This window comes from Bacillus cereus group sp. BfR-BA-01316 (assembly GCF_022664195.1).
Lineage (GTDB): Bacteria > Bacillota > Bacilli > Bacillales > Bacillaceae_G > Bacillus_A.
On the sequence record NZ_JAKUGX010000029.1, the window covers coordinates 21954 to 44790 of the forward strand.

A 22837-nucleotide genomic window follows, 5' to 3' on the forward strand; every position below is an offset into this window, starting at 1 on the left:
TCCAGGAGTCTTTCCTCATTATAGCACATTTCATAAGGAATCATGTTCATGCAGCACCACTTATGTACTGTAAAAAGCTAGGAAGAACTTCTCCCTAGCTTTCTCTTACTCTTCTTCTGCATCGACGATAAAGTTCGGATCTAATTCTTCAAACTCATCATCATCGACTTGGAAATCCTCGTCTGATTCTACGCAACCTTCAGGATTTACACTTACACAAATTTTCGTTTCCCCAACTACTTCTGTTACAAATTCACGTTCTACCGTCACAACAATTTTATTACCATTTGGCGATACAAGAGCTTCTAAACAATTTGGCGGCTGAATTACACGAGCAATAATTTCTAAATCGTCACCAGAGAAGTTTTTATCACGATACCCAATGCTTACTTCATCAGTGTAGTTAACACGTTCTGTTACAACTTCAGTCTTTGTGTTTCCATCAAATGAATACCAAGTGTTTACATCATAGAAACCTTCAATTTCCACATGTTTCCCATTCTTTCTCGCTTCGTACGAATGGTTAATTACCCAGCACCCTAAAATACTTGTTGGCTCATTATTCGATTCACATGTATGCGTTGACTTTGTATACTTACGTCCTTTTCCAACTACTGCTTTTGTAATAATCTCTCTAAATTCGGACATTCGTAACCCTCCTCAATCACTATTCACTTAATCATATGCGTGACAATAGCGGAATGTGTCATTCTTTTTTTTGAGAAGAATTTACGATATAACCCACAAAAAAAAAAGAGATGTCAATAAGACATCTCTTTAACAACCACAATTTCCTTTTTTACTTTCTACCGCTGCACCAGTTTCACCCTTCAATACATCGCCGCCAGTTGAAACTAATATTTCATCTGTTACATTGTTAGAAATGGTACTAGCAACTAGCTGTAGTAAGTCATTTACATATGTTTGTGAAGATTTAAACTCCTGTACAACTGGGATATTATCTAACTTATCTTGAAGTGCATCAATTTCAGCTTCTACTTTTTTCAAAGCTTCCCATTTCCCATAATGTTGCAAGTTTACTGCTTGTTTTTGCAAAGCTTTTATTTCATCAATTGCTCGCTTTACATTTTCATTTTTATGAATTTGTGCTTCTGCTCGCTTAAAGAAATCGACTTCTTCTGTTTCAGAGATCATTTTCGCTAATTCTTTCGCTTGCTCAACAATTTCATCTTTCGTATATACTTTCATCTATTATTTCACCTCAATCGGTTCCTTAACCAATTCCCCGTTAAGAGACCAAGTTTTTGCTTCCGTTACTTTTACTTTCACAAGCTGACCAATTAAAGATTTTGAAGCAACAAAGTTTACAAGTTTATTCGTACGTGTGTATCCCGCAAGTACTTCAGGGTTATTCTTACTTTCCCCATCAACTAATACTTCTACAATTTGTCCTATATAACGCTTATTCTTATTAACTGCATATTCATTCACTAGTGTATTTAAGCGTTGTAATCGCTCTTTCTTCACTTCCATCGGAACATTATCCTGCATTTTTGCAGCTGGTGTACCTTCACGCGGAGAATAAATAAATGTGAATGCCGTATCAAATCCTACTTCACGATATAACGACATCGTCTCTTCAAACTGCTCATCCGTTTCATTTGGGAAACCAACGATAATATCAGTCGTTAGTACTGCATTCGGAATGGTTTCTTTAATTTTTCGTACAAGCGCTAAATAGTGTTCTCGCGAATATTTACGCGCCATAATTTTAAGCATATCTGTACTACCAGATTGAACCGGTAAGTGGATATGTTCTACTAGGTTACCACCTTTTCCAAGAACATCAATTAAATGATCGTCAAAATCACGTGGATGGCTTGTTGTAAAACGAATACGTGCGATATCGATTTTACGAAGTTCATCCATTAAATCGCCAAGACCATATTGTATATCTTCAAAGTCTTTACCGTATGCGTTTACGTTTTGTCCAAGTAACGTAATTTCTTTATAACCGTTCGCAGCTAAATGGCGAATTTCTTTAATAATATCTTCTGGACGTCTGCTGCGCTCTTTTCCGCGTGTATACGGTACAATACAATATGTACAGAATTTATCACAGCCATACATAATATTTACCCAAGCTTTAATATCACCACGACGTACTTTCGGAAGGTTTTCAATTACATCCCCTTCTTTTGACCAAACTTCAACCACCGTCTCTTTTGAGAACATTGCGTCCTTTAAGATATACGGTAATCTATGAATATTATGTGTACCAAACACCATATCTACATGCTGATTTTTTTGCATAATTTTATTTACAACAGATTCCTCTTGAGACATACAACCACATACACCAATTAAAAGATCCGGATTTCTTCGCTTTAATGATTTTAAATGACCAAGTTCACCGAACACTTTATTTTCAGCATTTTCACGAATTGCACAAGTATTTAATAAAATCACATCTGCCTCTTCAGTTGAAAAGGTTGGCTCATATCCAAGTGTTGTAAAAATCCCAGCCATTACTTCTGTATCATGCTCATTCATTTGACAGCCATATGTACGAATGTAAAACTTTCTTCCTGCGCCAAAATCACGGAACTCTTCAGGTAAGCCAAAATCTCGTTCAATTTTAACTTCTTCTTTCCCACGCTTTTTCGCATCTTTCAAGGAAGGTGGTTGGTATACACTTTCAAAGTATTTACTATAATCTTTCTCTTCTTTTTTCGTAGAGGAATTTGCTTGTCGACTTGCTAATCGTTGTTGCTCGTTCATCGGTAATCTCCTTTCACCCTTAACTATACACACTCTCTGTAGTCCATTTTAATGCGCTTAGACCCATCTCAATGATGTTAGATAGCTTGAGAGATAACTTGCCCTTTGAAACTTGAGTAATCGATCTAATCATCCGTAAGAATGAAGTCTTCCCCACACAAATAGACATTCCCTTTTTATTATTTCATCTTGTCCTATTGAAAAGCATATTGCTTTATCCCTATACACATTATCATAGTATAGAACGTTTAGCCAACTTTAACGAAGAAAAAGCCTTATCCTACATTACATTTCACAGTTAATGAACATGCTATTTTTATACAACGATTTATATATTATTTTATCATTCTGAATTTTCTAAGTAAACAAATCTATTAATTATTTTTATTCCCTCAAAAAGAAGGTTGCCAAGTGGCAACCTTCTCTCCGATCATTACATAAATTCAGCAACAAGCTCATCAAACATTTTCTGATCCATATTCAAATCAGCTTGCACTAAAGGCTTTTCACTATAGTCTTTTACAAGCTCTTGGTAAGAAGGCTGCTTTGTATTTTGATAAATCAAACCTGTTACTAACCCGTTCTTTTCCATTAATGTTTGCATAGCCATCATGCGGTTAGATGGATCATATCCTTCTACTGTACTTAGTTTCGTTAAATTCTCTTTAAACCAATCGTAAGTATTTACTTTATTGTAAGTAACACATGGACTAAATACATTAATTAATGAAAAGCCTTTATGGTTAATACCAGCTTCAATAATTTGCGTTAATTCTTTTAAATCACTTGAAAAGCTTTGCGCCACAAATGTCGCACCGGCTGTTAAAGCCATTTCCATAACATTTAGTGATGGTTCAATTGAACCTTGTGGTGTACTTTTCGTTTTAAATCCAGCTTCACTACGTGGTGAAGTTTGACCTTTTGTTAATCCGTAAATTTGGTTATCCATTACGATGTACGTAATATCAATGTTACGACGAATAGAATGGATTGTATGTCCCATACCAATCGCAAAACCATCACCGTCACCACCTGATGCGATAACTGTTAAATCACGATTTGCCATTTTCACACCTTGTGCAATCGGAAGAGCACGTCCGTGAATACTATGCAAACCATATGAATTAATATACCCTGAAATACGACCGGAACAGCCGATACCAGAAATAACAGCTAGCTCATCTGGATTTAAACCAACGTTAGCTGCCGCACGCTGAATCGCAGCCTGCACCGAGAAGTCTCCGCAACCTGGGCACCAGTTTGGTTTTACACTGTTACGAAAGTCCTTAAATGTTGCCATTTAATACAACCCCTTTTTTACATTCGTTGTAAATCTCTTTCGGCAAGAATGGATTTCCATCGTATTTTAAAAGACTAGAAATTTTCTCACCATTGCCAAGATTCATTTTCATAATGTTAGCAAGCTGACCAGTTGCATTGTTTTCTACCACTACAACACGCTTCGCTTTTTTCACAAGTGGATCGATTTCAGCTGTTGGGAACGGATGAATTAAACGTACATGGGCATGGTTTACTTTCATTCCCTCTTGTTCCAAACGCTTCATTGCCTCTTCGATCGCACCACGAGTTGAGTTAAAGCCAACTAACAATACGTCTGCGTCATCATGCTTAGCATTTTTGTAAATAGGGGTATTAAACTGCAAGTTCGCCATTTTACGGAAACGTTTGTCCATTTGATCTTTACGATTTAACGCTGATTCAGATGGTTTACCCGTTTCATCATGTTCTACACCTGTAACATGGTGAATACCATTTTTCATACCAGGTAAAACACGTGGTGAAATTCCATCTTCTGTTACTTCATAACGCTTGAAGTATGCTTTATTTTCACGTTCTGGTAATTCTACTTCTAAATCAAGCTTACCGCGACGAATTTCAACTTTATCTAACTTAAGTGGTTCTACTGTTTGCTTTCCTAAAGAAAGCTGTAGATCTGTTAAGAAGATAACAGGCACTTGATATTCTTCTGCTAGGTTAAACGCTTCTACAATATCATAGAAAGCTTCTTCAACTGTACTTGGTGCCATTACGATTTTTGGAATTTCACCATGCGTTCCGTAAATCATAGCCATTAAGTCAGACTGCTCTTGTTTTGTTGGTAAGCCCGTACTTGGACCACCACGTTGTGTATCAATGATAACTAGCGGTGTTTCAGTAATACCTGCTAAACCAATTGCTTCCATCATTAAAGAAAGACCAGGACCAGCAGATGCTGTTAATGTACGAACACCAGCGTAGTTTGCACCAATCGCCATTGTACAAGCTGCGATTTCATCCTCAGTTTGGATTACTGTTCCGCCGACTTTCGGTAACTTTTTAATTAAATATTCCATAATTTCAGATGCAGGTGTGATTGGATATGCAGACATAAAGCGAGCACCACCAGCTACCGCACCAAATGCGATTGCATCGTTTCCAATCATAAACATGCGTTTCTTACCGTCAGCTTTTTCAAGCTGCATCATGTTTACTTTCTCACCAAGCAATTCTTTCATGTATTGAGAGCCACGTTTAATTGCTTCCATATTCTTTTGAACGACTTGCTCTCCTTTACGACCAAAGATTTCTTCAACAACCTCTAAATAAGCTGTTTCGTCTAATCCTAATACCGCACTAGATGCCCCAACAGCAACCATGTTTTTCATTAAAGATGTACCTAATTCTGAAGCGATATCTGTAAACGGTATCACATATAGCTTTACATCTGTATTATCAGGTATTGTCGGATTAAATTTCGCATCCGCAACTACAATTCCGCCCGGACGTAGTTCGTGGAAGTTAAAATCAATTGTTTCTTGATCAAAAGCAATTAAAATATCTAAATCATCTGAGATCGCACGTACTTCTGTTGTACTTACACGAATTTTATTATTTGTATGGCCGCCTTTAATACGTGATGAGAAGTGGCGGTAACCGTATAGGTAATATCCTAATCGGTTTAATGCAATACAGAAGATTTCTCCTGTACTTTCAATTCCTTCACCTTGTTGGCCTCCAACTTTCCATGAAAGTTGACTAATCATCTCCTACACCCCTTTTGGCTGCATTCATTGTAGTGTATTTTTTTACAGTAATAGTTTAGCATTTTTTATGCAAATAAACTACAATGGACACAAATTATGCCTCTTCTGTTTTCCCTGAATCTTTAGTATAATGCTATTTCGTTTACCATTCTAGTATTAGGTCTTAAAAAAATCAATAAATTACTACGAATAATTTTTAATTTTTCTGATTTTTTTAAAAATAAATAATTAGAAAGTAATACGATCAATAAAATTTTTATACAAAAAATGCTCTACCATTGATTCACTATACTTTTTACAAAGTTGGTTAATTATATTTTCATAATCCTTATACGTTTCTACACCTATAACAGTTTCTAAAATCCCATCAAAATCAGAACCAAACCCTATATTTTTTTCTCCACCTAATGAACAAATATATTCCACATGCCTTAATATATCCGTTACATTCGCTCGTCTTTCATTCGTTAAAAATTGCGGTACAAAAGTAACTCCAATAATGCTATTTCGATTTATGAGAGCCCTTATTTGTTCGTCATTCAAATTGCGTGGATGCTGGCATAGGTGATGGCAGTTCGAGTGAGATGCAATCGGATTTTGTGCAATTTCAATAACATCCCAAAAGCTCCTTTCATTTAAGTGAGACACATCGGTCCATAAATGTAACTTATTAAGTTCTTGTACAACTTTTCTACCAAATGTAGTTAAACCTGCTCCACGTGCCTCTAGCGCTCCATCAGCTAACAGATTGGCATAGTTCCATGTCAATCCGAAGGAACGTACACCTAAGCGATAAAACAAACGTAATTTCATCGCTTCTTTTCCAATTGCTTCGCATCCTTCTAATGTTAATAATGCTCCAATCTCGTCCTGTTTTAGCATGTTAATATCATTTTTTGTCTGAATAAACTTCATTCCTGGTAGCGATAGAATTTCATTATGAAAAATATCTATCATTTGCAGCGCAACTTCAAAACGCTTTTCATACGCTACTGTTTCTGGTACATATATAGCAAAGCATTGTATACTTCCTTTTCTTTTCTTTAATTGTTCAAATGTAATATGTAATTGTGAATCGTTTTGAAAGTCTTTTTTTCCCTTTGCACTCCATAACTGAAAGAGTACATCGCAATGAGCATCAAAAATTTTCATTTTCATTCCTCCACTATAAAAACAACCTGTTTGCATACATGCAAACAGGTTGTTTCAACTTAACGAGGTTCTACAATTAATTTTATCGCTGTACGCTCTTCACCATCAATCATAATATCTGTAAACGCTGGGATACAAATCAAGTCCAAACCGCTAGGCGCTACAAATCCTCTTGCAATTGCTACTGCCTTTACCGCTTGGTTCAATGCACCTGCACCAATAGCTTGAATTTCTGCTGTTCCGCGTTCGCGAATAACACCTGCAAGTGCACCAGCTACAGAATTAGGGACCGACGTTGCTTTAACTTTTAATATTTCCATTCCGCGTTTCCTCCTCGTTTCTATAAAAAGTAATAGCAATTATTTCACTTTAACTTATATTCACGAGGAATGGCACGTATTCCTGCTAAATTTCTGTAATTTTTCTAAAAAATTAAAATATAATAAATTCTCTAACTTTTCGTTAAAAATCAGTCAAAAAACGGTTGGTCATCATTAATTAAAATACGCTCAATTTTCTTCGCTTTCCCTGTATTAGGATCCACATCAATTAACACTGCACTTAATTGCGTTCTACCATTCGTCACTTCAAAACGCACTGGTAAGTTCGTTAAAAACTTCTTCAATACTGCTTCGCGATCCATACCTAAAATCCCATCATATGGGCCTGTCATACCAACATCTGTAATATAAGCTGTTCCGCTTGGTAAAATACGATTATCAGCTGTAGGAACGTGTGTATGTGTACCTACTACCGCTGTAGCACGACCGTCTACGTACCAACCTAACGCCTGCTTCTCACTTGTTGTTTCAGCATGAAAATCAACAAAGATAATGTTTGTACGTTTTTTTGCAATGCTGATTAACTCATCCACTTTACGGAATGGACAATCAATTGGAGGAAGGAAAGTACGTCCTTGTAAGTTAATAACTGCAACTTCTGTTCCATTACAATTTACAAAGATAAGCCCTTTTCCCGGCGTTCCTTCTGGGAAGTTAGCTGGTCTTGCAAGATATTTTGCATCATCAATAAATTCAAATACTTCACGGTTATCCCAAGCGTGGTTTCCAAGCGTAACCGCTTGTGCCCCGCACTCTAAAAAGTTTCGATATATTTTTTCCGTAATTCCACGTCCACCCGCAGCATTTTCTCCATTAATAATTGTTACTGTGGGTGTATACTTTTTCTTTAATGCCGGTACGTACTGTTGAATCATGTCTCTACCAGGAGATCCTACTACATCCCCAACAAATAATATTCTCATATGTCTTACCCTTTCTATGTACTACATTTTTTATTATCATACTATAACTTGAAGCTATTTCCTTACAACAGTTACAATTTATCTATTATAAGTTTCTTTCACTTGCATACTGCTTATAAATAGTTTCCTTTATTTTACCCAATTCCAACACAAAAAAATAAAGTGGTGTTTCACCACTTTATTTTGCGTATTCCACTGCACGTGTTTCACGAATAACAGTTACTTTAATATGTCCTGGATAATCCAGTTCATTTTCAATACGTTTTCGAATATCACGAGCTAAACGATGAGCTTCTAAATCATCAATTGTATCTGGTTTTACCAGAATACGAACTTCACGTCCTGCTTGAATTGCGAAAGATTTTTCTACGCCTTCATAAGACTCTGAAATTTCTTCTAACTTTTCAAGACGACGAATGTAGTTCTCAAGCGTTTCACTACGAGCTCCCGGTCTTGCAGCTGATAATGCATCTGCTGCAGCAACTAGAACTGCAATGATAGAAGTTGGTTCTGTGTCACCATGGTGAGATGCGATACTGTTTATTACAACAGGATGCTCTTTATATTTCGTTGCGAGTTCAACACCAATTTCAACGTGACTACCTTCTACTTCATGATCGATTGCTTTTCCGATATCATGTAATAGACCAGCACGTCTTGCTAGTTTTTCATCCTCACCAAGCTCCGCTGCCATAAGTCCAGTTAAGTATGCAACTTCCATAGAGTGTTTTAAGACGTTTTGTCCATAACTTGTACGGTATTTTAAACGACCTAAAATTTTAATTAAATCTGGATGTAAGCCATGAACACCCACTTCAAACGTTGTTTGCTCTCCGACTTCACGAATATACTCGTCCACTTCACGTCTTGATTTTTCGACCATCTCTTCAATACGCGCTGGGTGAATACGTCCGTCCTGTACTAGTTTATCAAGAGCGATACGAGCTGTTTCACGACGAATCGGGTCAAATCCAGATAGAATTACCGCTTCTGGTGTATCATCGATAATAAGGTCAATACCTGTTAACGTTTCTAACGTACGAATATTACGACCTTCACGTCCGATAATACGTCCCTTCATTTCGTCATTTGGAAGATTTACAACCGAAACGGTTGTTTCAGCAACATGATCAGCTGCACATCTTTGCATTGCAAGAGATAAAATCTCTTTTGCCTTCTTATCCGCTTCTTCTTTCGCGCGAACTTCACTTTCTTTTACCATAACGGCAATTTCATGAGAAACTTCACTTTCCACTTTACCAAGAATAATTGCTTTCGCTTGTTCGCGGGTCAGATTGGAAATGCGCTCTAATTCCGTTTGTTGCTTTTGAACTAACTCTCCCACTTTGCTTTCCAACTCTTCAATCTGTTGTTGTTTCGCTACAAGAGATTCCTCTTTCTTTTCTAACTGTCGCTCGCGCTTATCGAGCGTTTCGTCTTTACGATCAAGGTTCTCTTCTTTTTGCATTAAACGATTTTCTTGTTTTTGTAATTCGCTTCTACGGTCACGAATTTCTAATTCAGCTTCTGTACGAAGTGTATGAATTTCATCCTTTGCTTCTAAAAGCGCTTCTTTCTTAAGTGCTTCAGCATCACGATTCGCTTCGTCTAGAATACGTTTTGCTTCATTAGCTGCACCATTAATCTTCGCTTCAGCAATAGACTTTCGAACAAAAAAGCCAACAACTGCACCGACTGTTGCAAGCAAAATGGAGATGAGTATCCAAACTGTACTACTCATGATTTCACCTCCCCTTGCTATGAATGAAAAAAGACTGTCGGCATGTACATTGAATTACAACGTACAGCAAAGACCGTCGCCCCGCTTTTTTAAGGGACTTTCTTCATTTCACAATTAAAATGTCATATTATTATTTCGGCAAGATTTAAGTCTTACTCCGAATATTACTTCTCTTCTTGAGAAGAGTGTATCGTATATAAGAAAAAATATACATTCTCATTGTATCTATCGCAATTTTCATTGTCAAGCGTTGTCTACTTTTACTTTCTTTACCTTCAGCCCTGAATCTTATATGGATTAAAAAAATAGACGGCATATTATCCTGGAAAACCTTAGAAAATCCCAATTCATTCACTTAAAATATATGAATATTCCCCTTTACACATAGCCTTTTGGATAGAATAAATATTTTATCTTCAGCTATATACAACGCTTTCATAGTGGATTAAAAAATAAAAGACACGGGACCGTGTCTTTTATTTTTTAATCTTGACGAGTTGAATCTTCCGTGTCTTCAACACCAGAGTTTTCACCAATTCCGTGATGTTCACGAACAAAGAAGGCAATTTCCTCTCTTAAATCCGTATTCTCTTTTAAGAATTGCTTCGAATTTTCACGACCTTGTCCTAAGCGTTCTTCATTATAAGAGTACCAAGCACCGCTCTTTTGAACGATATCAAGTTCAGAAGCCATATCTAAGATTTCACCTTCTCTTGAAATACCTTCTCCGTACATAATATCAACTTCAGCAACACGGAATGGCGGTGCTACTTTATTTTTAACTACCTTTACTTTCGTTTTATTACCAACGATGTCATTACCTTGCTTTAATTGCTCAGCACGACGTACTTCAAGACGGACAGTTGAATAGAATTTCAATGCACGACCACCTGGAGTTGTTTCTGGGTTCCCGAACATAACCCCAACTTTTTCACGAATTTGGTTGATAAAGATTGCGATTGTTTTTGATTTGTTGATTGCACCTGAAAGTTTACGAAGTGCTTGTGACATTAAACGTGCTTGTAAACCAACGTGAGAGTCACCCATGTCCCCTTCGATCTCAGCTTTCGGTACAAGAGCTGCTACAGAGTCAATTACGATAATATCAACCGCGCCACTTCGTACAAGTGCTTCTGCGATTTCTAGTCCTTGCTCCCCTGTATCAGGCTGTGATAATAGTAATTCATCGATGTTAACACCTAATTTTTGTGCATATACAGGATCCATTGCATGCTCCGCATCAATGAACGCTGCTTGTCCACCTTGACGCTGTACTTCCGCGATTGCGTGTAATGAAACTGTTGTTTTACCTGAACTTTCAGGTCCATAAATTTCAATAACACGGCCACGTGGGTATCCGCCTACCCCTAGTGCCACATCAAGTGCTAAAGAACCACTTGAAATTGTAGAAATTCTACGCTCCGCTTGTTCTCCTAATTTCATAATTGAACCTTTACCGAATTGCTTCTCTATTTGTTTTAACGCCATATCTAATGCCGCTTGACGATCGCTCATTCAAAATTCCTCCTTAACTAAATTGCTAATCTTATTATACCTATTTTCAATTCAATTTGCCAACAAAAATCGAACATTTATTCGATTTTTTATTTTATATCGAATAAAACTAGGTTTTCCAACAAAAAAAAGCTAGAAGAAATTTATATCTCTTCTAGCTTTTTAAATAAATGATAAAATCCATATTTTGTAGAGCGTTCTCTAATTTGTTGACGACTTCCACTTAAATTAAGCGAGAAGACTACAGCTGGTTCATCTTTAATCACCAATCCAATAAATACTGTTCCTGGTTCTTTCTGCTCTGAAGCATCCGGTCCTGCCACCCCAGTGAAACTAATTCCGATATCTGCTTTTAACAGTTTCTTTACATTTTCAGCAAGATAACGAGCACACTGTTTACTAACCGCGCCGTCAGTACGCAACACTTCTTCAGGTACATGTAAAATTTGTTGCTTCACATCATTTTGATAACAAATGACACCGCCTTTAAATACAGACGAAACACCAGCATTTTCTGTTACTTGATTTCCAAAAAGACCACCTGTTAAACTTTCTGCACACGCTAAAGTTAACCCTTTTTCCTTCAATAGCCTTATTACCTTGTAATGAAGGAAATCTTGGTCATATCCGTAGAAAAATTCTCCTACTCTTTCTAAAATCAAATCTTCCACATGCTGAATCAGTTTCTCCGCCTCATCAGCATCATGATGTTTGGCAGTTAAACGTAATGTCACTTCTCCATCATTTGCAAGTGGTGCAATGGTTGGGTTCGTTTGTCCATCAATTAAATCTTGAACTTTCACCTCTAATTGAGATTCCCCAATACCGAAAAAACGAAGAACACGAGAATAAATATTTTCCCCCGTTGTAAACTTACATAAAAAAGGCTCTACGTAACTTATATACATCGGCTTCATTTCTTTTGGTGGTCCTGGTAATAAAATATAAACTTTTCCGTTCTTATTTAACCCCATACCAGGCGCCATACCGTGATCATTCGCAAATACAGTCGATCCATTTAAAACGAGCGCCTGCTTTTTATTATTCTCTGTAAATTCACGGCCTGTACGCTTAAAATAATCGCTTATCGATGTTAATGCCTTTTCATCATACACAAGCTCTTCATCTAAACTAGACGCTATTGTTTCTTTCGTTAAATCATCTTTTGTCGGTCCTAATCCACCTGTAAAAATGAGCATATCGGCTCGTTCTTCAGCCAATTCAATTGCCTTCTGTAATCGCTTGTTATTATCCCCAACAACAGTATGGTAGTACACGTTAATTCCGATTGAAGCTAACTTTTCAGATAAAAACTGGGCATTTGTATTTGCAATTTGTCCAAGTAATAGTTCCGTTCCAACCGCAATAATTTCAGCATTCATCCCAATTCCCCCATAAACTTCTATTTTGAGTTTACAAAAGCATCTTTATTTTTCCAGAAATAATCCCATCCTGAAATAACGGTAAAGAATAATGCAATCCATATGAAAATATCTGCAACTGGAATATGAAGTAAATTTAACGGTACATCATGCAATAAGTATGCTGCAATCGCAATAATTTGTGTCCATGTCTTAATTTTCCCTAGCTGATTTGCTGCAACTACTTCCCCTGTCCCAGCAAGTACAAGGCGTAAACCTGTTACTGCAAACTCACGGCTTATAATTACAATAACGATCCAAGCAGGTACATATTGCATCTCTACCAACGTGATAAGTGCTGCAGAAACAAGTAATTTATCTGCTAACGGGTCAAGGAATTTCCCTAAATTCGTTACAAGATTATATTTTCTTGCATAATATCCATCAATCCAATCTGTAGCTGAAGCAATTATAAAGATTAGTGCTCCTACTAAATGTTGAATTGGTAAATTGACATCACCAATTGCATATGAGCCCCAGTTAAAGGGCGCTAGCATAATTACCATAAAAATTGGAATTAAGCAGATTCTAGATATTGTAATTTTATTTGGTAAATTCACAGCTATTCCTCCATCATGTCAAAAACATTTGTTCATTGAAAAAAGTCATCGAAGCGATGACTGTTATTGTGCAGGTTGCCCTATCCCTAGATTTTTAATCAAGAATTTCTGATGATAATTCTCTTCCGGATTCAATGGGAATGTAACGACTTGGCCATTCAATTTAAATTCAACATTCGGTGCACTTCCTATATTAAGGTTTACCTCTTTCGCTGTTGATAAATCATATTTTTGGGTCTGGCCTGCCTGTAAAGTACCGCTAAAGATATCATTTCCTGCCTCATTTTTAATACCTACATAACTTGCGTCTTTTGTTGTAATTTCCAATTCTAACGCTTTATTATTATGAATTTCCAAAGTAGATGTTATCTTATCGGTTCCAACTAACTTAATTTCATTCTCACCAGTTGGCTGTCCTTTTTGTTCCTCTTTCTTTGGTTCTTCTTTTTTAGGTTCTTCCGCTTTCACTTCATCTTTCTTCGTATCTAGCGGAGAATCTTTTGCTTTTTGAACCTCAATTTTCTCACTTTGAGCATTTGGAACTTGCCTATCATCTTTTCCAGTTAACGCTTGAATAACAAACCAGACTACCACTCCAAATGCGATTACTAACAACACAATCAAAATTTTCGGCATATGATCTGCAATTGGCCATGATGAAGATTTTTGCATTGTTTCTTGTGTTTTTTGTCCGGTTGATACTTGTGGAACTTCACGATTTTCAGATTGTGGTATCGTACTCTGATATTCTACAAGCAGTTCCTCTCCATTTAATCCAACAGCATCTGCATATTGTTTAATGAATGCACGCGCATAAAAAGCTCCTGGCAACACATCATAATTGCCTTCTTCAATCGCTACTAAATGGCGTTTTTGAATTTTTGTAATCTCATGCAGCTGATCAATAGACAAGCCTTTCGCTTCTCTTGCTTCTGTCAGCTTTTGTCCTAATTCCGTCACTACTAACACCTCAATATTTCTTTAAAAGTCGAACATAGAGAAATTATTTTGCGTACCTTGCTCAATTTCATCTACTAAATTATATTGAATTTCTTCATCATAATCGTTACGCAATTCGATAATATAATCAAAATCATCCAATGTGTATTCTGACTGACTCACAAACACATCCGGATGTTCCACAACTTTCGTTGCAGGCAATCTCATGATTTCACGAACGAGCTGCCAGTGTCTTTCATTGGCACGCTTTGTCGACACAATTCCATCTAGTATGAAAATATTATCGTCGCTATACTCATCTTCAATCAATTGGCTACGAACAGTTTGCTTAATGAGAGTAGATGATACGAATAACCATCTCTTATTTGCACAAACACTTGCGGCAACAATAGATTCTGTTTTTCCGACACGAGGCATTCCTCGTATCCCAATTAATTTATGACCTTCTTTTTTCATTATCTCCGCCATAAAGTCTACAAGTAATCCTAGTTCATCACGCACAAATCGAAATGTTTTCTTATCATCTGCATCTCGTTGTATGTACCTACCATGTCTAACTGCTAGCTTATCTCTAAGCTTTGGTGGACGATATTTCGTTACCGTTATATTATCCATCGTATTTAAAATTGATTCAAGTCTAGAGATTTGTTCTTGATTATCACACATAAGCAAAAGTCCACGTCGTGCATTATCTACACCATTAATTGTGACAATATTGATGCCAAGCATACCGATTAGCGAAGAAACGTCACCAAGTAAGCCAGGTCGGTTTTTATGTATTTCATATTCAAAATACCATTCAATCATCCAAAATCACTCCCCCACGCTTACTTTACACCTACGTACTATATTATATGATTTCACCTTAATAGGGAAGCTAAATGTATAATCTATTCCTCCTAATTATTATACAAAAAAAGTAGAGAGGATCTTCTCCTCTCTACTTTTACTTATGTTGTACAAACTTCACCATTAAATTTGCGATTGTATGTTGCTCTTGTTCATCAGCAACTTTCCAAAGCTCAGCTAATAATTTTTCTTGATCATTGCGAGCTTCCACTTCATTAGCTAGATAATCTCCCACACGAAATGCCATATCTGATACTGCACCACCATCAAGCCCTTTTCCCTCTGCTTGCTCTAAACGTTCTCCTAAAAAGCTCTTCCACTGATCAAAGTTTTCTAACACTGTCATGTTTAAGCACCTCACTATTTAGTAATAGAATCATGCTTAATTTGTACAATTTCTTGTTTTTTATGTAAGAATTTTTTAGCAATGCCAACCGCCATTCACTCCGATAATTTGCCCCGTAATATAAGAAGCTCCCGGTGAAACAAGGAAGGAGACTGTTTTTGCTACCTCTTCGGGTAGTCCTATTCTACCTAATGGAATATCTTCAGCAATTTCATTTTTATCATCTTCTGAAAATACATTTAACATTTCTGTTTCGATTGCACCTGGCGCTACCGCATTAACGCGCAATCCACTTAAAGAAACTTCTTTCGCTAAAGCCTTCACATAGGAATTTTGTGCACCTTTTACCATTGAGTACAGCACCTCACAAGATGCTCCTATTTGCCCCCATATGGATGAAATAATGACAACATTACCACTTCTCCGCCCAATCATCGGTGGAAGCGCCATCGATAAAAGTCTATATACACTCTTCACTTGAAGCTCCACCATATAATCTAATTCTTCATTCGTAACATCTGTTACTAATCCAAAGATACTCTTTCCAGCTGCGTATACAATAACATCAATAGGATGTTCGATTTGTCCCCACAATTCCTCCGCTCCATCGATAGAAGCTAAATTTGCTTGCACAGGAATCACTGCATCAAATTCCTTTTGTAACTCCCTTACCTTGTCTTCGCTTTTATTGTAATGAATATAGACTGTATAACCATCCTCGATTAACTGCTTCGAAATAGCAGAGCCAATCCCTCCGCTTCCTCCAGTTACTAATGCATACTTTTTCATAAATTCCCTCTCTTATCTTTTATGTATAAATAAATAATACCCTCATCTTACCATTTGGCAATAACACAACGTTAGATGAGGGATATAGATACTGCGTTTTTTATTCACATATTACTTCACTTTTTTGGTAACACTTGGCAGACACTCATTTTCTCTTCAATTAATAATGTTTTTGCTGCTTGTTGTAGGTCTTGAACAGTTAATCCTTCTAACACTGTAAGAGCATCAAATAAACTAGATTCATTAAACGCATATCGTGTAAACTGATTTGCAATATATTCAGGTGAATTCAACGATCGTAAAAATCCACCAATTTTCTTTTTCTTCACCCGTTCCAGCGCCTTCTCATCTAACTGATCATAATTCGTTTGTAGTAAAATCCCTTTTAATCGCTCTGCCAATTCATCAGGGTGCTTCGTATCTCCACCAACCATTGCAAAACCGAAGTTATTTTCTTCTGTATAGTCATACGAGAATGAATCATCAATAAGACCTTCATTATATAAAGATTCGTAATGAACTGACCCTTTTCCAAATAAATAATCTAAAAGTAATGTAAGCGCAATTTCTTGTTTTAACAGGGCTTTCCCTTTTTCTTTTAAATTCGTTGCCTTAATACCAACTAAACATTTTGGAGTTTGAACAGGCATTGAAATAATCTTTTTCTTTTCATTTACTTCTTCTGGTTCCTCTTCAAAAGAGCGAACGATTTCCGATTGATTTTCGTAATCTTTTTTCGCTTGATTTTCACGAACTAAATCCATTGTTTTTTCAGGATCAATCGCTCCAACAACAAATAATAACATGTTGCTCGGATGGTAAAAAGTCTCATAACATTCATACAGTAGGTCTTTTGTAATTTTACTAATAGACTCAATCGTCCCGGCAATATCAATTTTAATTGGATGTTTCACAAACAAACTATCGATTAACCCAAAGTATAAACGCCAGTCTGGGTTATCTTGGTACATTTGAATTTCTTGACCGATAATACCTTTTTCTTTTTCAACCGTTTTTTCAGAGAAATACGGTTCTTGTACAAAGTCTAACAACGTATTTAAATTTCTCTCTACATTTGATGTACAGGAAAAGAGATAAGCGGTTCTTGTAAAAGATGTAAAAGCGTTCGCTGAAGCACCTTGTTTACTAAACAATTGAAAAGCGTCATGGTCCTCTTTTTCAAACAATTTATGCTCAAGGAAATGAGCAATTCCATCTGGGACACGAGTCATGTCTTCTTTTCCAAGCGGAACAAATGTATTATCAACAGAACCGTACTTCGTCGTAAATGTTGCAAATGTTTTGTTGAAGCCTTGTTTCGGTAAGATATATACGTCTAATCCATTCGGAAGTTTTTCATAATATAGCGTCTCTTTTAATTGCTCATACACAATTTTCTCCATTTATTCTCCCTCCGTTCCATGTAAAAAGTAAATTGTATCCAGTTCAATATTATTAGCAACTTTCACAATCTCTTCTTTCGTCACGCTTTCTATGCCCGTTAGCCATTCTTCAACTGGACGCGTACGCTCCGAGATTACCCCGTGATAAAGCATTTCAACAAAACCACGTGGTGTATCAATTGCCTCTAAGATTTGATTTTGAATTACACTTTTCGTTTGCTGAATCTCTTCCTCTGAAAAATCACCACTTTGCATTGCTTTCATCTGTTCTTTAATAATTTCAACAGCCTTTTCAAAGTTCTTCGCTTCAATCCCAGACATAACGAAGAGCAAACCTTTATGACTTTCAAATCTCGATGCTGCATAGTACGCTAAACTATTTTTTTCACGGACATTTACGAATAACTTCGAATGAGAAAACCCTCCAAATAATCCGTTAAACAATTGTAATGCAAAATAATCTTCATCTTTATACGTAATGAATGTGCGATAGCCGATATTTAATTTACTTTGCTTTAGTTCTTGTTTTTCAACAATTTCTTTTTCTTCATTATTTCGTTTATGAAGAAGTACATTTCTTTCTTTCACAACACGAGGTGAAATCGAAAAATACTTATTTACAAGCTCCACGGCATCTTCTGAAATGTCACCAATGATGTATAAATCCATTTCATCTTCAGCTAACACTTTTTGATAATATTGATACAAACTTTCATTTGTAATAGAAGCAACACTTTCTTTTTTCCCATTTGCACTTAAGCGATATGGTTCTACTTTGCACATTTCTTCAATTAAACGCTCGTTTGCATAACGCATTTTATCATCATAAGTAGCTTCAATTCGTTGCAAGAGTGCTCGTTTCTCACTTTCTACAATAGAAGATAGAAAACCGTCCCCTTCTGTTGCTGGATTTAAAACAATATCAGATAACATAGAAAGCGCTTTTTCAAATAACGGTGGTGCATCGCGTAAATACGTTTCATTTGCAATGTCTACATAAATAGAGATGATATGGTCTTCCCCTTTTTTACTTACATCTACCGCTAAAGAAGATCCATATAATTCTTCTAAATATTGACGAAGACGAATTACAGAAGGCAGTTTTTCTGTCGCACTTTGCAATACGTATGGCAATAAGGCACGCTCTGTCACCGTCTCCTCATTTAAAGGTGCTTTAAAACGAAATACAAAGGTATTTGTTTTATATTTATCAGTCGGAATAATATGTACTCGCAAGCCACCTAATTCATGTAGTTGCTGTTCCATTAGTTTCATTAATAGCCCTCCTTTACGTATGTAGGAATATTCCTCTTCAATATACAGTTTTTAGAAATAAAAAATCAACTTTTCTTCCTTATTATGCTTACATTTGAGTCTTTCTAAAAACTTTAATATGTAAGGAACATAGTAAAATTCCGTATTAAATATATTCTATGTAAAAAAGCCCGCACTAATGTGCGAGCTTTTCTTATACTTTTTAAATACTCATCGTTTTCCTTTTTCATAAGGCGTTCCTAATGCTTTCGGAGCCTCAGATCGGCCTACAAAACCAACAAGTGCTAATATTGTAAATACATACGGTAATATCGTTAAGAATACACTTGGAATTTCTTTTAATACAGGAATTGTACCACCTGTTATCCCAAGTGATTGAGCAAATCCGAAGAACAGCGCTGCTCCAAGAGCACCAAGTGGATTCCATTTACCAAAGATCATAGCTGCTAGCGCTAAGAAACCTTGTCCAGTAATTGTAGCACCTGAGAAGTTACCAGAAATCGACATTGCAAAGACCGCACCACCCACTCCTGCAAACATTCCAGATATACAAACTGCAATATAACGCATTTTATATACATTAATCCCCATCGTATCTGCGGCCATTGGATGTTCACCAACAGCACGAAGACGAAGACCGAATGGTGTTTTATAAATAATGTACCAGACAACAAAAGCTAAAATAATAGCAATATACGATGTTAACGGTACATTTGAGAAAAAGATTTTCCCGATTACCGGAATATCCGAAAGTCCTGGAACATCGATTTTTTCAATTCGGTATTGAATAAAATCAGTCTGTCCTTTACCAAAGATTTTCTTAATCGCAAATACTGTTAAACCGAGAGCCAAAAAGTTAATCGCTACCCCGCTTACTACTTGATCCGCGCGGAATGTAATGGATGCTACTGCGTGAAGAAGTGCAAATAACCCACTACCAATAGCTGCAAATAATAGTGCAATCCAAGGAGTCATCGCTCCCCACGTATCACCCATTAATAACGTTGTAACGATACCAGTAAATGCACCAAATAACATTAAACCTTCTAATGCTATATTTACAACCCCAGAACGTTCACTGAACACTCCACCTAACGCCGTAAAAATAAGTGGCGCTGCCGTATATAACGTACCAGTCACAAGAATGGCTAAAATATCTATAAAGCTCATTTATTTCCCCTCCTTGCTCATGCGTGTAAGTGCCCAACGTAAAACATAACTGCAAGCAACAAAGAAAATAATACATGCGATAATAACATTAATTAACTCAGAAGGTACATCTGCTTCAAAATTCATTTGCGGTGCTGCACTTTTCAAACCACCGAACAGTAAAGCCGATAATAATATACCAAACGGATTATTTCCTCCAAGAAGAGCTACCGCAATCCCATCGAATCCAATACCAGTAAACGATGTCATTGCCGTCATACTTTGGAATGTTCCTAGACCTTCCATTGCCCCACCAATTCCAGCAAAAGCACCAGCAATTGTCATTGATAATACAACATTACGAGAGACTTTCATCCCTGCATATTGCGATGCATTTTGGTTAAAACCAACCGATTTCAACTCATATCCTAACGTAGTCCTATCTAATAAGAACCACATTACAATAGCAATTAAAATAGCTACAACAATTCCCCAGTGCAAACGAGATCCATCTGTCAATGAAGATAGCCAATCAGAAGCTAATGAAGCACTCGCTTGTACATCATAAGATTTCTCATTACCTTCATGTATAAAACGTTTAATAAGATCATACGTAACATAAAGTGCAATGTAGTTCATCATAATTGTGACAATTACTTCATTTACTTTAAGCTTTCCTTTTAAATATCCAGGTATAAACCCCCATAAACCACCGGCAATCGCGGCTACTAAAATAGATAACGGAATATGCAAAAATGCTGGTAACGATACTGCATATCCAAACCAGACAGCGGCAAGCCATCCAACTAATAATTGTCCTTCTACCCCAATGTTAAAAAGACCTGTACGAAACGCAAATGCAACAGACAGACCAGCTAACACAAGTGGAATCATCGTACGTAGCGTCTCACCGATAGCCTGCGGATTTCCAACCATTCCTTCCCAAAGCGCTGCATACCCAACAATTGGATCATATCCACTAACTAACATTACAATGGCACCAACAAGTAAACCAAAAATAACGGATAATACAGGAACTAAAATGTTAATTGTTCGCTCCGTTAAAAATTTTTTAGCCATTTGTATTCACCTTCTCTTTCTCCGTTCCGCCAGCCATCAACAAACCAAGCTGTTGTTCATTTGTTTCTTTCGCATCGACAATTGCTACAATTTCCCCTTCATATATAACAGCAACTCGATCACTTACATTTAAAATTTCATCCAGTTCTAGCGATAGAAGTAATACTGCTTTCCCATTATCTCTCTGCTCGATTAATTTTTTATGAATAAATTCAATCGCACCTACATCTAAACCACGTGTTGGCTGTGCTGCAATTAATAAATCTGGATTACGATCTACTTCACGTGCAATGATAGCTTTCTGCTGATTTCCACCTGATAGAGCACGCGCTAATGTTTGTTCACTAGGTGTACGTACATCAAACTGTTCAATAAGCGCCTTTGCTTTCTCTGTGATTTTGCTAAAATTTAAAATCCCCTTCTTTGAAAATGGATTTTTATAGTATGTTTGCAAAACTATATTGTCTTTAACAGAAAAATCAAGAACTAGCCCGTGTTTATGACGGTCTTCTGGAATATGACCAATTCCTTCCTCTGTAATTCTTCGAACAGGCCAATTCGTTATTTCTTTTCCTTTAATTGCAATAGAACCTGACTCAACTTTTCGTAAACCAGTAATCGCCTCTATTAATTCACTTTGTCCATTTCCATCAATCCCTGCAATCCCCACAATTTCTCCTGCACGAACAGTTAAGTCAAGGCCTTTTACAGCAGGTAATTGGCGTGCATCATGAACGACAAGATTCGCAACAGACAGAACCTCTTCTTTCGGTTTGGCCTCTATTTTTTCTGTTTTAAAATTCACTTGACGTCCGACCATTAATTCTGCAAGTTTATGTTCATCCATTTTCGCAACGTCAACTGTACCAATCCCTTTACCTTTACGAATAATTGTACAACGATCGCAAACTTCCATAATTTCTTTCAACTTATGTGTAATAAGAACGATTGATTTCCCTTCTTTTACAAGTTTTTTCATAATTTGAATCAATTCATTAATTTCTTGAGGGGTTAACACCGCAGTAGGTTCATCAAATATTAAAATCTCCGCACCGCGATAAAGTGTCTTTAATATTTCAACCCTTTGCTGCATCCCAACCGAAATATCTTCAATCTTTGCATATGGATCAACAGCTAAACCGTACTGTTCAGATAATTGTTTAATTTCTTTTGCAGCCTCTTCAACAGCGATTTTCCCTTTTCTCTTCGGCTCATTTCCAAGAATAATATTCTCTGTAACTGTAAAATTATGAACAAGCATAAAATGCTGATGGACCATCCCAATTCCAAGGTCATTTGCTATATTCGGATTTGTAATTTTTACAGGTTTCCCTTTAATTTTAATCTCTCCCTGTTCTGGTTGATACAAACCGAACAGTACATTCATTAGCGTTGATTTCCCTGCACCATTTTCTCCAAGTAAAGCATGTATTTCTCCCTGTTTTACTTGCAGCGTAATATCATCATTCGCCACAATGCCTGGGAATACTTTTGTAATATTGTTCATCTCAATTACGTATTCCATTTTGTTCCTCCTTCTAGCAGGG

21 protein-coding genes are annotated in these 22837 nt (G+C 36.7%); all 21 read right to left on the reverse strand.

The window, feature by feature from the left end; genetic code table 11:
- Positions 1–105: 105 nt before the first annotated feature.
- A complete protein-coding gene (gene cotE, locus MR071_RS19355; RefSeq protein ID WP_001288802.1) occupies positions 106–648 on the reverse strand; it encodes an outer spore coat protein CotE in 543 nt (180 codons plus the stop codon).
- 129 nt (positions 649–777) lie between these two features.
- Entirely contained in the window at positions 778–1209 is a 432-nt protein-coding gene (locus MR071_RS19360) for a YlbF/YmcA family competence regulator (RefSeq protein ID WP_002033698.1), read from the reverse strand.
- 3 nt (positions 1210–1212) lie between these two features.
- Positions 1213–2742 (reverse strand): tRNA (N6-isopentenyl adenosine(37)-C2)-methylthiotransferase MiaB, encoded by a 1530-nt coding sequence (miaB, locus tag MR071_RS19365; RefSeq protein ID WP_105585413.1) that lies wholly within the window; start codon positions 2740–2742, stop codon positions 1213–1215.
- 433 nt (positions 2743–3175) lie between these two features.
- Complete coding sequence (locus MR071_RS19370; RefSeq protein ID WP_002088040.1) at positions 3176–4042, reverse strand: 2-oxoacid:ferredoxin oxidoreductase subunit beta; 867 nt, start codon at positions 4040–4042, stop codon at positions 3176–3178.
- Complete coding sequence (locus tag MR071_RS19375; protein ID WP_105585414.1) at positions 4029–5786, reverse strand: 2-oxoacid:acceptor oxidoreductase subunit alpha; 1758 nt, start codon at positions 5784–5786, stop codon at positions 4029–4031. The genes MR071_RS19370 and MR071_RS19375 overlap by 14 nt, the downstream gene beginning before the upstream one ends.
- A gap of 228 nt (positions 5787–6014) precedes the next feature.
- Positions 6015–6938: a dipeptidase gene (locus tag MR071_RS19380; protein WP_242237621.1), complete on the reverse strand. Its 924-nt coding sequence runs from the start codon at positions 6936–6938 to the stop codon at positions 6015–6017.
- Between the two features lie 59 nt (positions 6939–6997).
- On the reverse strand, positions 6998–7258 hold the full coding sequence (spoVS, locus tag MR071_RS19385) for a stage V sporulation protein SpoVS (protein ID WP_000404341.1): 261 nt from the start codon (positions 7256–7258) through the stop codon (positions 6998–7000).
- A gap of 149 nt (positions 7259–7407) precedes the next feature.
- Entirely contained in the window at positions 7408–8202 is a 795-nt protein-coding gene (locus MR071_RS19390; protein ID WP_002014601.1) for a TIGR00282 family metallophosphoesterase, read from the reverse strand.
- Between the two features lie 178 nt (positions 8203–8380).
- Positions 8381–9943 carry a ribonuclease Y gene (gene rny, locus MR071_RS19395; protein ID WP_002160762.1) on the reverse strand — a complete coding sequence of 521 codons (1563 nt, stop codon included), beginning with the start codon at positions 9941–9943 and terminating at the stop codon, positions 8381–8383.
- 483 nt (positions 9944–10426) lie between these two features.
- A complete protein-coding gene (gene recA, locus MR071_RS19400; RefSeq protein WP_002014599.1) occupies positions 10427–11458 on the reverse strand; it encodes a recombinase RecA in 1032 nt (343 codons plus the stop codon).
- A gap of 143 nt (positions 11459–11601) precedes the next feature.
- Positions 11602–12840 (reverse strand): competence/damage-inducible protein A, encoded by a 1239-nt coding sequence (locus MR071_RS19405; protein WP_105585415.1) that lies wholly within the window; start codon positions 12838–12840, stop codon positions 11602–11604.
- Positions 12841–12860: 20 nt separating this feature from the next.
- Positions 12861–13439: a CDP-diacylglycerol--glycerol-3-phosphate 3-phosphatidyltransferase gene (pgsA, locus tag MR071_RS19410; protein WP_105585416.1), complete on the reverse strand. Its 579-nt coding sequence runs from the start codon at positions 13437–13439 to the stop codon at positions 12861–12863.
- A 63-nt stretch (positions 13440–13502) separates the two neighbouring features.
- On the reverse strand, positions 13503–14399 hold the full coding sequence (locus tag MR071_RS19415) for a helix-turn-helix domain-containing protein (protein WP_105585417.1): 897 nt from the start codon (positions 14397–14399) through the stop codon (positions 13503–13505).
- A gap of 21 nt (positions 14400–14420) precedes the next feature.
- On the reverse strand, positions 14421–15206 hold the full coding sequence (locus MR071_RS19420; protein ID WP_000574107.1) for a DUF3388 domain-containing protein: 786 nt from the start codon (positions 15204–15206) through the stop codon (positions 14421–14423).
- Positions 15207–15345: 139 nt separating this feature from the next.
- Positions 15346–15594, reverse strand: a complete 249-nt coding sequence (locus MR071_RS19425; RefSeq protein WP_025148368.1) for a DUF3243 domain-containing protein — start codon at positions 15592–15594, stop codon at positions 15346–15348.
- A 75-nt stretch (positions 15595–15669) separates the two neighbouring features.
- On the reverse strand, positions 15670–16383 hold the full coding sequence (gene ymfI / locus MR071_RS19430; protein ID WP_105585418.1) for an elongation factor P 5-aminopentanone reductase: 714 nt from the start codon (positions 16381–16383) through the stop codon (positions 15670–15672).
- A 116-nt stretch (positions 16384–16499) separates the two neighbouring features.
- Positions 16500–17786 carry an EF-P 5-aminopentanol modification-associated protein YfmH gene (gene yfmH, locus MR071_RS19435; RefSeq protein ID WP_105585419.1) on the reverse strand — a complete coding sequence of 429 codons (1287 nt, stop codon included), beginning with the start codon at positions 17784–17786 and terminating at the stop codon, positions 16500–16502.
- A complete protein-coding gene (gene yfmF / locus MR071_RS19440) occupies positions 17787–19061 on the reverse strand; it encodes an EF-P 5-aminopentanol modification-associated protein YfmF (protein WP_105585420.1) in 1275 nt (424 codons plus the stop codon).
- A gap of 210 nt (positions 19062–19271) precedes the next feature.
- A complete protein-coding gene (locus MR071_RS19445; RefSeq protein ID WP_000008059.1) occupies positions 19272–20231 on the reverse strand; it encodes an ABC transporter permease in 960 nt (319 codons plus the stop codon).
- A complete protein-coding gene (locus MR071_RS19450; protein ID WP_002146122.1) occupies positions 20232–21290 on the reverse strand; it encodes an ABC transporter permease in 1059 nt (352 codons plus the stop codon).
- Positions 21283–22815, reverse strand: coding sequence for an ABC transporter ATP-binding protein (locus MR071_RS19455; protein WP_105585421.1), 1533 nt, complete (start codon positions 22813–22815; stop codon positions 21283–21285). The genes MR071_RS19450 and MR071_RS19455 overlap by 8 nt, the downstream gene beginning before the upstream one ends.
- Positions 22816–22837 lie beyond the last annotated feature (22 nt).